This window comes from Mesorhizobium sp. M7A.F.Ca.CA.001.08.2.1 (assembly GCF_003998455.1).
Lineage (GTDB): Bacteria > Pseudomonadota > Alphaproteobacteria > Rhizobiales > Rhizobiaceae > Mesorhizobium > Mesorhizobium ciceri.
Map to the genome: position 1 here is coordinate 1 of NZ_RZPW01000071.1, position 13,733 is coordinate 13,733.

Consider the following 13,733-nt stretch of genomic DNA (forward strand, 5'->3'; position numbering starts at 1 on the left):
TTTTCGCTGGCGTCCTTGAGCAGCGACAGGCCGGCGGCGTCCGGCATGGCGATCTCCTCGATGACCGAGGGCGCGCAATGCGCGTTGGTGGTGGCGCGGGTGGCGCCGAGCCGCTCGAAGCGCTCGCGCTGGATGGTGCGGGCGCGTGCCACACGCATCGCCACATCGGCACTTTTCTCCGCCCGGTCGGGCCGGATCAGGTCGCTGGCCGAGACCGCCGGCACTTCGATCCTGAGATCGATGCGGTCGAGCAGCGGGCCCGAAATGCGCGCCTGGTAGTCGGTGCGGCAGCGCTCGCCGCGCAGGCAGCGATAACCCGGCTCGCCGGCCATGCCGCAGCGGCACGGGTTCATCGCCGCCACCAGCTGGATACGCGCCGGATAGGTGACGCGATGGTTGGCCCGCGCGATCATGCAGTCGCCGGTCTCCAGCGGCTGGCGCAGCGCATCGAGCGTCTGCGGCGTGAACTCGGGAAACTCGTCGAGGAACAGCACGCCGTGATGGGCCAGCGACACCTCGCCCGGCCGCGCGCGGATGCCGCCGCCGACCATCGCCGCCATCGAGGCCGAGTGGTGCGGCGCGCGGAACGGCCGCCGGTCGGTCAATTTGCCTTCGCCGAGCTCTCCCGCCACCGACGCGATCATCGAGACTTCGAGCAATTCCTTCGGCGCCAGCGGCGGCAGGATCGACGGCAGCCGCTGCGCCAGCATCGATTTGCCCGAGCCCGGCGGCCCGATCATCAGAAGATTATGCCCGCCGGCGGCCGCCACTTCCAGCGCCCGCTTGGCGGTCTCCTGGCCCTTGATGTCGGCGAGGTCGGGCAAATCCAGCGCGGCGGCGTGGATGCCGGCCTCGGGGCGCGACAGCACCTGCGTGCCGCGAAAATGATTGGCGATGGCAATCAGGCTGCGCGGTGCCAGAATGTCGAAATCCTTTCCAGCCCAGGCCGCCTCAGGTCCGCAGGCGAACGGGCAGATCAGGCCCTTGCCCTCGGCATTGGCGGCGATCGCCGCCGGCAAGGCGCCGGCGACCGCGGCAATCGTGCCATCGAGCGACAATTCTCCAAGCACGACATAGCCGGCCAGCATGTCGCCCGGAATGGCGCCAAGGGCAGCCATCAGGCCAAGCGCGATCGGCAGGTCGTAGTGACTGCCTTCCTTCGGCAGGTCGGCCGGCGCCAGATTGACCGTGACTTTCTTCGACGGCATCGACAGGCCGGATGCATGCAGTGCGGCCTGCACCCGCTCGCGGCTTTCGGCCACCGCCTTGTCGCCCAGGCCGACGATGTGCATGTTGACCTTGCCGGGCGCGATCATCACCTGCACGTCGACCGGCACGGCCTCGATGCCCTGGAAAGCGACCGTGCGAACCCGCGCCACCATTTCTTTGCCCCCAGACCACAACCCACGCGATGGCCAAGAAATGGCCCCACGGGCAGACAATCACAAATCCTCGGTCAAATCAAGAACATTACGGGAACATGTGAGCGCGTGGGTTGCAGCCGAATTGAGCGCGGTTGCAAAAACGGAACATGGTTAAGACAAAATGAAAACGGCTTACCCGCGCTTGTCCTCGACTGCATCCCAGAACAGGCTGGCGATGTCGGCGCCGCCGAAGCGTTTGACCTCGCGCACGCCGGTCGGCGAGGTGACATTGATCTCGGTCATGTAGTCGCCGATCACGTCGATGCCGACCAGGATGAAGCCACGCTCCTTCAGCGAAGGCCCGATGCGTGCGCAGATCTCGCGTTCGCGCGCCGTCAGCTCGGTCTTTTCGGCGCGGCCGCCGACATGCATGTTGGAGCGGGAATCATGTTCGGCGGGCACGCGGTTGATGGCGCCGACCGGCTCGCCGTCGATCAGGATGATGCGCTTGTCGCCCTTGCGCACGTCCTTGAGATAGCGCTGCACGATATAGGGTTCGCGAAACATCTGGCCGAACATTTCCAGCAGCGAGGCCAGGTTGCGGTCGCCCTCCAGCAGATGGAAGATGCCGGCGCCGCCATTGCCGTAGAGCGGCTTGACGATGATGTCGCCGAACTCCTTGCGGAAGGCGGCAACTTCGAGTGGATCCTTGGTGATCAGCGTGTCCGGCATCAGGTCGGCAAATTCGGTGACGAAGATCTTTTCCGGGCTGTTGCGCACCCAGGCCGGGTCGTTGACCACGAGCGTCTTCGGGTGGATGCGCTCCAGGATGTGCGTGGTGGTGATGTAGTTCATGTCGAAGGGCGGATCCTGGCGCAGCAGGACGACGTCCATCTCCGACAGATCGGTGCGCACCTTCTCGCCCAGCGAATAGTGGCTGCCCTTCTCGTCGCGCACCTGCATCTCCTCAATGCGGGCAAACACCTTGCCGTCGCGCAACGACAGCCGATCCGGCGTGTAGTGGAACAGCTCATGGCCACGCCGCTGCGCTTCCAGCGACAGCGCGAACGAGGTGTCGCCGGCGATCGACACGGTGGAGATGTGGTCCATCTGGACGGCGATTTTCAGCTTCATGGCGGGTCTCCGGCGGCTCGGATGGACGACTGTCCTGCCTGTACAGGCTCACTGCCCGTCTGCCAATCGCGACCTTTTGAAGATTGGCATCAGCAAGTCGCAAGCTCGGCCCTGCCGGTCATTCCGTGACAGGAGCCAGGCTGCGCGTCCTCGTTGTTCCTTGAGCCCGAATCCACACCTCACATCGATCCTTCGAAACAGGTCGCGGTTGCCCATGGAAAATCGATTTCGCGATACGTTTCCTAAAGGGTTTGCTGCCAGTCTGAAAATAAATTCCGAAGTCACAAAACAGGGACACCGATGCAAACTTCGTTTGGCACCGGTCAGGCAAACAGGGAGAGCACGGATCTGGCATTCACCGATCCGTTGACCGGGCTTGGCAACCATCGCCGCTTCTTCGACAAGGTCGATCGGCTGATCGCCGACCGAGCCGACGATCCCGCGCCCTTTACCGTCGGGATTCTCGACCTCGACGGCTTCAAGCCGATCAACGATCTGTTCGGCCACAAGGCCGGCGACGACATCCTGATCCAGGTCGCGATGCGGCTGCGCGCCTCTATGGACGGCTATTCCACGGTCTGCCGCATCGGCGCCGACGAATTCGCTTTTCTCTATCCGATGGTATTCAGCGAGGACGCTGCGGCCGAAAAGTCGCGCATGCTGATCGAGATCCTGTCGGCGCCCTACGATGTCGGCGAACGCACCGCCAGGCTTTCGGCCTCGGTCGGCTGCTCGTTGTTCTATTCGGGCGACGAGACCACGGAAATCCTCATCAACAAGGCAGAGACGGCACTCTACCACGCCAAGCGTTCCGGCCGTGGCCGCGTCGTCGTCTACACCCGTGAGATGGAAGAAGCCGCCAAGCGCGTCACCCGCATCGAACAGGCGCTGCGCCGGGCTGTCTCGGCCGGCGAGGTGGAGCCGCATTTCCAACCCATCGTCGATCTCGCCACGCGCCGCACCATCGGCTTCGAGACGCTGGCGCGCTGGACCGACCGCGACCTGGGTTCCGTGCCGCCGACCGTCTTCATTCCCATCGCCGAGGAGCGTGGCATCATCGGCCCGTTGTCGCAGCTGGTGCTGCGCAAGGCGACGGAGGCCGCCAGAAGCTGGCCGAAGGACCTGTTCCTGTCGTTCAACCTGTCACCCTCGCAGCTCGTCGACCAGAACACCGGCCTGCACATACTGGCGATCCTCGACCGCACCGGCTTCGATCCGCGCCGGCTGGAGATCGAGATCACCGAGACCGGCCTGATGAACGACCCGGCCTCGGCCGCTCAGATCGTCGAGGATCTGCGCCGCGTCGGCATCCGCGTCTCGCTCGACGATTTCGGCACCGGCCAGTCCTCGCTCGGCCGCTTGCGCGAATTCCATTTCGACAAGCTCAAGATCGATCGCGCCTTCGTCTCCTCCATTCTCGACGACAGGCCGTCGGAACACATCATCCGCGCTATCCTCGCAATGTGCGAAGGGCTCGGCATGGACGTCGTCGCCGAAGGAATCGAGCAGGAAGCGCAGGCCGATCGCCTGGTCCAGTTTGGCTGCGCCGGCGGACAGGGCTATCTGTTCGGCAAGCCGGTCGATGCCGACGCCACGCTCGGCTATCTCCGCGATTCCTTCCGCGGCGCCCTGCGCGCCAAGGCGATCTGACCGGCGGTCCTCCGCAATCCCCAACCCCGACGGTGCTGCCGTGCACATCCGGTGCGGCGCATTGTCGTTTTGTCTGACATAAGCCCTGAAATTCGGCGGTTCGCCCTTGCCCGCGCGCCTTGCGTGGCTAGGATGCGCGCCGGTCACGCTACAGCGCCGCGCGTCTTTCAAGACGCGCAAAGGACGCTGTAGCATTTAACATTTGCGCATGATCCCTTTCCGAAAATCGATCCGATTTTCGGGGTCATGCGCTGGGAGACAACAACGATGATGCCATCGGCGCATTTTGCCGACCTCGAAGGAGCCTCGGTGCTGATCACCGGCGGCGGCTCCGGAATTGGCGCGGCACTGACCGAGGGTTTTGTGCGCCAGGGCGCCAATGTCGCCTTCATCGACATCGCCGACGGCCCAAGCACAGCTCTTGCCGACCGCATCGAGAAAGAATTCGGCCGCCGGCCGCTCTATCTCAAGACCGATTTGCGCGATGTCGAGGCCCTGCGGGCGTCCGCCGCGAAGGCTGCCGAGGCGCATGGCGATGTCACCGTGCTGGTCAACAATGCGGCCTGGGACGAACGCCACGCCGTCGAAGACGTGACGGTCGAGTTCTGGGACAACAACCAAGCCATTAATCTGAGGCCGCATTTCTTCACCGCGCAAGCGGTGGCGCCGGGCATGAAGCGGGCCGGCGGCGGCTCGATCATCAACTTCACCTCGACGTCCTATCTGATCAACCACCCCGACATGCCGTCCTACACGGCCGCCAAGGCCGGTATCCTCGGTCTGACCAAGGGGCTGGCCGGCAAGCTCGGTGTGGACGGCATCCGCGTCAACGCCATTGCGCCCGGCTGGGTGATCACCGAGCGGCAGAAGGAGCTCTGGGTGACCGAACAGGGGCTTGCCGCCCATGTCGCCAAGCAGTGCATAAAACAGGTGATGCAGCCGGACGACATCGTCGGCACGGTGCTGTTCCTGGCCTCGGACGCCTCGCGCATGCTGACAGCGCAGATGCTGGTCGTCGATGGAGGCTTCCTGTGAGCCAAGCCGGCAACGCACCGGCGGTCGCCGCCGTCGACTGGGGCACGACCCGTATGCGGGTCTGGCTGATCGACGGGCAAGGCAATATGCTTGCCGAACGCCGCGGCGATGACGGCCTGATCACCGCGCAGCAAAAGGGCTTTTCGACCATCCTCGAAGGGCATCTGGCGGCGATGGGAGCACCAGCGGCGCTGCCCGTCATCATCTGCGGCATGGCCGGGTCCCGCCAGGGCTGGCTCGAAGCGCCCTATGTCACCGTGCCGGCGCCGCTTACCGCCATCCTTGCGGGTGCCGCCAGGGTGCCCGGCCAAAGCCGCGACATCCGCATCGTTCCGGGCCTTGCCCAGCGGCTGACTGACGCGCCCGACGTCATGCGCGGCGAGGAAACCCAGCTTGCCGGCGCCGGCCTGCCGGCCAGGGGGCGCCAGTTGGTCTGCATGCCCGGCACCCATTCGAAATGGGTGCTGGTCGAGGATGGCGCCGTTACCGGCTTCGGCACCTGGCCGACCGGTGAGCTGTTTTCCGTGCTTGCCGCGCATTCGATCCTGCGCCATTCGCTCGGCGAGCACCCCAAGCCGGTCACATCGGACAATCCGTTCTTCCGCCGCTGGTGCGAAACCGCATTGGGCGAAGGCGGCGATGTCACCTCGCGGCTGTTTTCGATCCGGGCCGCCGGCCTGCTGCAGGATTTGAAAGCCGACGATGCCGCCGCCTGCCTGTCCGGCCTTTTGATCGGCGGCGAGATCGCCTCCGCCAGCCGCCGGCATGGCGCCGGCGCCGAACCCGTGGTGCTGATTGCCTCCGGCGCGCTGGCCGCCCTCTACCAGGCCGCACTTGGTCTTGCTGGGCTTGAGGTCCGGGCCGTCGACGCCGACGAGGCAGTGCGTGCCGGTCTCGTCGAGGCGGCGCGCGAGAACGGCATGATCGCCAGAATTGGAGTTGCCCGATGAGCCAGACCGCACCGTTTCCAAAACTCAAGCGCGGCCTGGTTGCCATCCTTCGCGGGCTCAAGCCCACCGAGGCGATGGCCATGGGCCAGGCGCTGTTCGACGCTGGCATCGAGGCGATCGAAGTGCCGCTCAACTCGCCGCAACCGTTCTCGTCGATCGCCCGCATCGTCCAAGTGCTGCCGAAAACGGCGCTGGTCGGCGCCGGCACGGTGCTGACGCCGGCCGATGTCGATGGCTTGCACCAGGCCGGAGGGCGGCTTCTGGTCAGTCCCAACATCGATGCCGAGGTGATGGCGCGCGCCATGCATTACGGCATGGTGACGATGCCCGGCGTGTTCACGCCGACCGAAGCCTTCCTGGCGATCAAGCTCGGCGCCTCGGCCCTGAAATTCTTCCCGGCGAGCGTGCTGGGTGCCGGCGGCATTTCCGCGATGGGCGCGGTGTTGCCGGCGCAGACATTGGTCGGCGCCGTCGGCGGTGTCTCTGAAAAAGATTTTGCCGGCTACAAGGCTGCCGGCGTGACCGCCTTTGGTCTGGGCTCCAGCCTGTTCAAGCCGGGCATGAGCGTCGACGAGGTGGCCGCGCGTGCGCAAGCTGCCGTCGCGGCCTGGGATGCGGTGTTCGGAGAAGCAGGATGAGCGAAGCGATCGTTTCGGTTTTTTCCGATCACGTCTGCCAGCTCGGCGAGGGGCCGAGCTACGATCCCGCCACCGATACGCTCTACTGGTTTGACATCGTCAACAGCCAGCTTCTGGAAAAGCGGCTGTCCGGCGGCGCGACCACCGTCCATGAGCTTGGCCAAATGGCGAGCGCCATCGCCGTCATCGACGACAAGCGCCAGCTGATCGCCGCCGAGACCGGCCTTTATGTCCGCGATGTCGCGACCGGCAAGCTGACGCTGCACACGCCTGTCGAGGCCGACAATCCGGTCACGCGCTCCAACGATTCCCGCGTCCATCCCTGTGGTGCCCTGTGGATGGGCACCATGGGCAAGGGCGAGGAAAAAGGCGCGGGTTCGATCTACTGGTTTTTCAAGGGCGAACTGCGCCAGCTGTTTTCGGACATCACCGTCTCCAATTCGATCTGTTTTACCGAGGATGGCGCGATCGCTTACTACACCGACACCTCGACCGGGCTGCTGATGCGCGTCGCCTGCGACCCGGCGACCGGTCTGCCTGCCGGTGAGCCCAAGCTGTTCGTCGACCACCGCTCGGCCAAGGGCTATGTCGACGGGTCGGTGCTCGACCGCGACGGCATCCTGTGGAACGCCGTCTGGGGCGGCAGCGTCATCGAAGCCTACGGACCCGACGGCAAGCTCGTCCGCACGGTCGCCATGCCGGTGACGCAGCCATCCTGCCCAGCCTTCGTCGGCGCCAAGGCCGACCGGCTGGCGGTCACCTCCGCCTGGTCGGGCAAGGATGAGAAGCAGCGTCTGCTGGATCTGCAGGGCGGCATGACCTTTCTGCTCGATATTCCCGTCAACGGCCGCTTCGAGCCGCGCGTGCTGATCGCCTGATCGAACTGGATTCTATGGTCGGACGGTGCGTTGTCACGCCACCGCCCGCACCGTGTCGGTTTCGCGAGAGCCTGACGTCTCGACCATGCGATGGTAGGTGATCGTACCGCCGGGAATCGTTCATCTCATGCCAAGCCGTAAGCCGAAACTGATACTCGTCCATGAGCCGGAAAAGGCTTGTTTCAACCGTCTGTTCGCCGACGGCCATGCGTCGCAGCGCGCCACCGAAATCGCCTCCTATCTGGCGCAGTCGACCGATCTCGCTCCTGAATTCGACGTGCTTGGCCGTGCCTGCCACGCACGCGGCCTGTCGTTCACGCCGGTGGCGCTCGACGACGCTGCCAGCGTGCTCGCCGGCGAGCATCCCAGCACAACGCTGGTCTGGACGCTGACCGACGGCATTGCCTATTTCCGCGGCGGCGCGGCGCCCGCTTTGGCGCGACTGGGCGGTTTCAAGACAATCGGCGCCGACGATGCGCTGTTCGCGCTCTGCCAGGACAAGTTCCGCTCCGGCGCCGTGCTCGGCGCGCTCGGCCTGCCGGTGCCACAGGCTGGGCTCGCGCGTGACGGCCAATGGCTGGTCGAGCCGCCGGCCTCGCCCGCCGGCTGGTTCGTCAAGCCCAACCGGCTCGGCGCCAAGATCGGCATATGGCCGGATTCGCGCTGCAGCGATCTCGCCCACGCTTTGGAGCTCAGCCGGCGCGTCTTTTCGGCCTATCGCGACGATGTCGTCGTCCAGCCTTATGTCGCCGGCCGCAACGTGCGCGCCAGTTTCCTCGGCCTGGTACCAGATGCCGGGGTCGAAGCGCTTGGCGTGGCCTTTGTCGATTCAGGCGCCGATTTCCAGACCATGGCCGACAGCCTGGCGCTCTACGGCGACACTGGCCAGGCAGCGAAAGCGGCGGGACATTACGCCGAGCCGGAGCTCGTCGCGGTCGCCGACAGCCAGCCGGCCGCCGACGCCAGGATTCGTGCGATCGCCGGGCGGCTGATGAGCGGGCTCGGCCTGCGCGACGTGTTTTCCATCGATCTCAGGGTCGAGGCCGACGACACCGTCCACCTCATCGAGTTCGAGGTCTGCCCCGGCCTGCCCTGCTTCGATTTCCGCGTCTATTGCCGCCAGCAATGGGACCTCGAGCTTGCCGATGCCATAGCCGAGACAGCGGCGAGCCGGCTGATCGGCCAAGAGCATCGGGCCTGAAGGCGCGACGGCAGATCGCGGGCCGACGGCGGACGCGTTTCACTACGGCATTCGCTCGACCGCCTGCAAGGCGGGATCCATCTTGTCCCAGGCATGGCCGTGGCTCGTGTAGGTCACCATCTGCGGGCTGAACTGTTCCGGATCGTCGAGGCTGGCCGCATGGACCGCTATGAATTCCGGCATGGCGACGGATATCAGAAAGACCGGCGTTCCGCAGGTTGGACAGAAGGTGTGGATTTTTTCATTGCCGCTGGCGCCCGCCACGCGCCAGGTGCTCACCTCCCCGGTAATGGCCATATCGGCGCGCTGGCCGAAGGTCAGGTAGGATCCGTGGCCGGTGCCTGAGCGCTTCTGGCAATCGCTGCATTGGCAGTGGTTCTGGAAGATAGGCTCGTCATTGGTCTCGTAACGGATCGCGCCGCATGCGCAGCCGCCGGTATAGCGCTTGGTCATTGTCATTCTCCACGGGTCTGATTCTGCTCGAGGCCGCAACATCAGGCCGACTTCGGCTTGGCGAAAATATCGATGCCGCTGCCGGTTTCGAGGAAGGATTTCAGGCTGGACAGCACCGCCGGCCAACCCTGGCTGACGCCCTTCGCCATGCCGCTGCCGGCCTCGAGCTCGTCATGGCTGACGGTCAGCCGCACCATGGTGTCGTATTCCTCGATGGCGAACGTCACGCGGCTGGTTTTTGACGGATCGTCCGCCTGCGAAGCGTTCGCCCAGGTGATGACGAGGCGGGTCGGCGGCGAAATCTCGACGACCTTGCCGACGAGTTCGACGGTCCGTTCGTCATTGGCGCGGATGTGCTCCCATTTCGAGCCCGGCGTCCATTCGGAGACGTTCTCGTGGCCCCAGTAGCGCTTTGCGATCTCGGGCTTGATTATCGCCTCGAACACCTTCTGCGGCGTCGAGCGGATATAGGTCACGTAGACAAAGCTGGTCGTTTCCCTGGTCATTGGTCTTCTCCTTCGAGTTCTTGCTTCAGGTCGTGCAGCAGGCTGAGCCGCTGCCGTTCGAATTTCCGTACCCAGCGCTCGTAGACTTCGTGCAGCGGCACGGGATTGATGAAATGTAGTTTTTCGCGGCCGCGCTTGACCGTGCTCACCAGGTTGGCCGCCTCCAGCAGGTCGAGGTGCTGGGTGGCGGATTGCCTGGCCATGTCCAGATGATCGCAAAGCTGACTGAGCGTCTGCCCGTTCTGCTCGCACAGAAGGTCAAGCAGCCTTCTGCGTGTCGGGTCGCCCAGCGCTTTGAAAACCTTGTCGGCGTCCATCTGCCTCACTCTGTTGTAAGGCATAATATGCAGGTAAATACCTGCATGTCAACCAGCAATCCGACCGGCGTTGAATGACCGCTCGTCGGCACGGCTCCGCACCTGGCAACTGCGCCAGGCAGATCATCGTGAAATCGCGGAGCAAAGATATGTAAAATGAGCCTGCGAGGCTTCAAACGCCGCCAGGCTCTATCCGATTTTGAGCACGTCTCCGGCTAAAACCGGAACTATGCTTGCAGGGGACCTCAGGCGCCCTCGACCAGGACGATCTCGCCGTCGGCGACCTTCTGGCGGATGGCGGCGGCGCGCTGGTATTCCGGCGAATGGTAGCAATCATGCGCGGCGGCCAGCGATTCGAACTCGATGATGACATTGCGTGCGCGGCCGGGGCCTTCGGCCTTTTCATGCTCGCCGCCGCGCGCCAGGAACTTCGCGCCGAAGCGCTCGAAGGCAGGTTTGGCGGCGGAGACATAGTCCTTGTAGCCTTCCGCGTCGCGCACATCGACACGAGCGATCCAGTATCCTTTGGGCATTTTCTTGGTCTCCGAACTTGTTCCTGGAAATCTCAGGCCGAGCGCATCTCGTCGAGGATGGCTTCGGCCGCTTCCCGTTTGTTGGCCGCAGCAATGATCGGACGGCCGACGACGAGGTGGCTGGCGCCGTTGCGAATCGCCTGGCCTGGCGTCACCACGCGCTTCTGGTCGCCATGGTCGCTGCCCGCCGGCCGGATGCCGGGCGTCACCACCGCCATGTCGGGTCCCACGATCCGGCGCACCGCCTCGGCCTCCGCGGCCGAGCAGACGATGCCGCCCATGCCGGCATGCAGCGCCTGTTCCGAGCGCCTAAGCACCAGCGTATGCGGATCGTACTCATAGCCGACGTCGATCATGTCCTGCTCGTCCATCGAGGTCAGAACACTGACGGCAAGCAGGCAAAGGTCGCTGCCTCTGGCCGCCTCTACGGCGGCCTGCATGGCCTTGGGATAGGCGTGGATGGTCAGCATGGTCACGCCCATCTTGACGATGTTCTCGACACCCTTGGCCACCGTGTGGTCGATGTCGAGCAGCTTCATGTCTAGGAAGACGTTGGTGCCGCCGCTGGCCAGCTCCCTGGCGAAGTCGAGCCCGCCGGCGAAGGCAAGCTGGTAGCCGATCTTGTAGAAGGAGACGATGCCGTCGAGTTCGCGCACTGCCTGCTCGGCTTGCTTCACTGTCGGCACGTCGAGGCCGACGATGAGCCGGTCGCGCATGCTATTGGCGATCATGCCTCGATCCGGGTGGACAGCAGGCGCGAGGTCTCGATCAGCGTGCGGCATAGGTGCTCCATCGATTTGTGCAGTCTTTCGTCACGGAAATTTCCATCCTCGTCGAAGGCGTCACCGCCGTCGGGCACCGAGCATTCCGGCGTCACCACCTCCATCTGGCAACGCACCAGCACCGCGCGCAGATGGTTGATGCAGCGGATACCGGCAAAGTGCCCGTTGGAGGACGAGCAGAGGCCAACGACCTTGCCGGCCAGCGGCCTGACTGGCCGGCCACCATCCCTGCGCACCCGGCTCACCCAGTCGATCGTGTTCTTGAGCAGCGGCGGAATGGAGCCGTTATATTCGGGTGTGGCGATCAGCAGCCCGTCATGGGCGACAATCAGACGGCCGAGTTTCTGGGCGTTTTCGGGAACGCCTTTTTCCTTTTCCAGGTCCTCGTCCATGATCGGCAGGGGGTATTCGGCGAGCGAGATGCGGGTCACCTCGGCACCTTGCATGGCGAGTTCCTTTTGCGCCACGTCGGCGGCCCTGCCGCTGTAGGCGCCGCTGCGCACCGAGCCGGCGAAGACGAGGATTTTCGGGATCACTGCCATTGGCCACCCTTGTTCCCGGACAGGTACAGCCAAGGACGGCTCAAATCAACGGCTGGATAGGGGAATAGGGCAGTAGGGGAATATGGGAGTAGAAAATAGCCTGGAAATGGAACCCTTCATCCCTACTCCCTTACCCCCTTCTCCCTTAGTGCGCCTCGCGGCGATAGATCCACAGCTGCGTCGGCGGGATGTTGCGGAGGATGAAATCGAAATGTTTGACCGTATAATTGCCGCGGCCGGGTGGGATCGGCGACATCGGGCCATAGGTCAACTGCACGATCGGCCGTCCGGCCGGGATGCGGTCGAGCAGGCTCTCGATATAGGCGATGCGCTGGGCGACCGGAAAGTTGAGCAGCGGCACGCCCGAAACGACGGAATCGAAGATCATCCCGCTCTTGTCGCCAAGCGTGGCGTTGAGGTTGAAGGCGTCGCCCTCGATGACGTTGACGCCGGGATAGAGCCGCCGCAGGTGACGAACGAAATCCGTGGAATATTCGACAGCGTAGAGGTTTTCGGGGCGTACGCCCTGGGCGAGGATGGCGCGGGTGATGACGCCGGTACCGGGACCGACCTCGAGCACTGGCAGGCCGGATTTAGGATTGACGATCGAGGCCATCTTGCGCGCGGTGATCGAACTGGTCGGCACGATCGAGCCAACCGTCTTCGGCTTGTCGATCCAGCCCTTGAAGAATTTGAGTTCGTCGTCGAACTTTTCGACAAGCGCCTTCCGCAGTCCAGGGCCACGTGTCATGCAAGCTCTCCTCAGCGCTCCCCGCAAAGTTACTTAGCACCTGAGCGGTGCTAGGCAAGGCGCGGCCGGACGCATGTCGTGGATAAGATAATTTTCGTCGCGTCTCAAGGGGTGACGCGATTCAAGGATTTACGCGTGGCAAATCGGCTTACGCGGGCCAAAGTGCATCAACGCTCGCCGAAAGACTCGAAGAAATCCTTCATACGGGCGAAAAAGCCGCTCGATTGAGGCGAATTGTCCTGCGAGGAGAGCTGTTCGAACTCCTCCAGAAGTTCGCGCTGGCGCCGGGTCAGGTTCTGCGGCGTCTCGACCGCGGTCTGGATGTAGAGGTCGCCGACATTGGGCTGGCGCAGCACAGGCATGCCCTTGCCCTTGAGGCGGAACTGGCGCCCGTTCTGTGTGCCTTCGGTCACCTTGACCTTGGTCTGCGTGCCGTCCAGCGTCGTCACCTCGAAGGAGCCGCCAAGGGCTGCCGTCGTCATCGAGATCGGCACCTTGCAATACAAGTCGGCGCCGTCGCGCTGGAAGAACTCGTGCGGTTTGACCGCCAGGAAAATATAGAGGTCGCCCGAGGGCCCGCCGCGCAGGCCGGCTTCGCCCTCATTGGCAAGGCGGATGCGGGTGCCGTCCTCGATGCCGGCCGGGATGTTGACCGACAGCGAACGCTCCTCGGTGACGCGGCCCTGGCCGGCGCATTTCGGGCACGGATCCTTGATCGTCTGGCCGCGCCCCTGGCATTGCGGGCAGGTCCGCTCGATCGAGAAGAAGCCTTGCGTGGCGCGCACCTTGCCGTGGCCGTTGCACATCGAGCAGGTGACGGGCTGGGTGCCGGGCTTGGCGCCGCTGCCCGAACATTCAGAGCACGAGATCGACGCCGGCACCCGGATCTGTGCGGTCTTGCCGGCAAAAGCCTCTTCCAGGGTGATTTCCATGTTGTAGCGCAGGTCGGCGCCGCGCTCGCGGCCGCCCGACGAGCGGCGCTGGCGCCCGCCCATCATG

Annotated in this window: 16 protein-coding genes; 6 read left to right on the forward strand and 10 right to left on the reverse strand. The window is 64.4% G+C overall.

The window, feature by feature from the left end:
- Positions 1-1,382, reverse strand: a 1,382-nt coding sequence (locus tag EN914_RS06860) for a YifB family Mg chelatase-like AAA ATPase (protein WP_164778670.1), incomplete at its 3' end; no start/stop codon positions are given.
- A gap of 174 nt (positions 1,383-1,556) precedes the next feature.
- A complete protein-coding gene (gene gshB, locus EN914_RS06865) occupies positions 1,557-2,498 on the reverse strand; it encodes a glutathione synthase (RefSeq protein WP_013528601.1) in 942 nt (313 codons plus the stop codon).
- A gap of 300 nt (positions 2,499-2,798) precedes the next feature.
- On the opposite strand from gshB, the gene EN914_RS06870 reads away from it, so the two are divergent.
- The 6 genes from EN914_RS06870 (at position 2,799) to EN914_RS06895 (ending at position 8,850) form a co-directional block, all read left to right on the forward strand.
- A complete protein-coding gene (locus tag EN914_RS06870) occupies positions 2,799-4,148 on the forward strand; it encodes a bifunctional diguanylate cyclase/phosphodiesterase (protein ID WP_013528600.1) in 1,350 nt (449 codons plus the stop codon).
- Between the two features lie 267 nt (positions 4,149-4,415).
- The gene (locus EN914_RS06875; RefSeq protein ID WP_024502164.1) at positions 4,416-5,183 is read left to right on the forward strand and encodes an SDR family NAD(P)-dependent oxidoreductase; all 768 of its coding nucleotides are present in this window, start codon (positions 4,416-4,418) and stop codon (positions 5,181-5,183) included.
- The gene (locus EN914_RS06880) at positions 5,180-6,133 is read left to right on the forward strand and encodes a 2-dehydro-3-deoxygalactonokinase (RefSeq protein ID WP_024502163.1); all 954 of its coding nucleotides are present in this window, start codon (positions 5,180-5,182) and stop codon (positions 6,131-6,133) included. Before EN914_RS06875 ends, EN914_RS06880 begins: the two co-directional genes overlap by 4 nt.
- A complete protein-coding gene (locus EN914_RS06885; RefSeq protein ID WP_024502162.1) occupies positions 6,130-6,771 on the forward strand; it encodes a 2-dehydro-3-deoxy-6-phosphogalactonate aldolase in 642 nt (213 codons plus the stop codon). The genes EN914_RS06880 and EN914_RS06885 overlap by 4 nt, the downstream gene beginning before the upstream one ends.
- Positions 6,768-7,649 carry an SMP-30/gluconolactonase/LRE family protein gene (locus EN914_RS06890; protein ID WP_024502161.1) on the forward strand — a complete coding sequence of 294 codons (882 nt, stop codon included), beginning with the start codon at positions 6,768-6,770 and terminating at the stop codon, positions 7,647-7,649. The genes EN914_RS06885 and EN914_RS06890 overlap by 4 nt, the downstream gene beginning before the upstream one ends.
- Positions 7,650-7,776: 127 nt before the next feature.
- Complete coding sequence (locus tag EN914_RS06895; protein ID WP_024502160.1) at positions 7,777-8,850, forward strand: hypothetical protein; 1,074 nt, start codon at positions 7,777-7,779, stop codon at positions 8,848-8,850.
- A 42-nt stretch (positions 8,851-8,892) separates the two neighbouring features.
- Here the strand turns inward: EN914_RS06895 and EN914_RS06900 are convergent, their stop codons facing one another.
- From EN914_RS06900 to EN914_RS06935, 8 genes are all read right to left on the reverse strand, one after another.
- Complete coding sequence (locus EN914_RS06900) at positions 8,893-9,303, reverse strand: GFA family protein (protein ID WP_013528594.1); 411 nt, start codon at positions 9,301-9,303, stop codon at positions 8,893-8,895.
- A 41-nt stretch (positions 9,304-9,344) separates the two neighbouring features.
- Complete coding sequence (locus EN914_RS06905) at positions 9,345-9,809, reverse strand: SRPBCC family protein (RefSeq protein WP_013528593.1); 465 nt, start codon at positions 9,807-9,809, stop codon at positions 9,345-9,347.
- Entirely contained in the window at positions 9,806-10,126 is a 321-nt protein-coding gene (locus EN914_RS06910) for a helix-turn-helix transcriptional regulator (protein ID WP_024502159.1), read from the reverse strand. The genes EN914_RS06905 and EN914_RS06910 overlap by 4 nt, the downstream gene beginning before the upstream one ends.
- 245 nt (positions 10,127-10,371) lie before the next feature.
- Positions 10,372-10,659, reverse strand: coding sequence for a DUF1330 domain-containing protein (locus EN914_RS06915; RefSeq protein ID WP_024502158.1), 288 nt, complete (start codon positions 10,657-10,659; stop codon positions 10,372-10,374).
- A 32-nt stretch (positions 10,660-10,691) separates the two neighbouring features.
- Positions 10,692-11,390 carry an orotidine-5'-phosphate decarboxylase gene (pyrF, locus tag EN914_RS06920; protein ID WP_013528590.1) on the reverse strand — a complete coding sequence of 233 codons (699 nt, stop codon included), beginning with the start codon at positions 11,388-11,390 and terminating at the stop codon, positions 10,692-10,694.
- Entirely contained in the window at positions 11,387-11,983 is a 597-nt protein-coding gene (locus EN914_RS06925) for an NADPH-dependent FMN reductase (protein WP_024502157.1), read from the reverse strand. Before EN914_RS06925 ends, pyrF begins: the two co-directional genes overlap by 4 nt.
- 145 nt (positions 11,984-12,128) lie before the next feature.
- The gene (gene pmtA / locus EN914_RS06930) at positions 12,129-12,734 is read right to left on the reverse strand and encodes a phospholipid N-methyltransferase PmtA (protein WP_013528588.1); all 606 of its coding nucleotides are present in this window, start codon (positions 12,732-12,734) and stop codon (positions 12,129-12,131) included.
- A 167-nt stretch (positions 12,735-12,901) separates the two neighbouring features.
- The coding region (locus tag EN914_RS06935; protein ID WP_164778671.1) for a molecular chaperone DnaJ at positions 12,902-13,733 on the reverse strand (832 nt) is incomplete at its 5' end.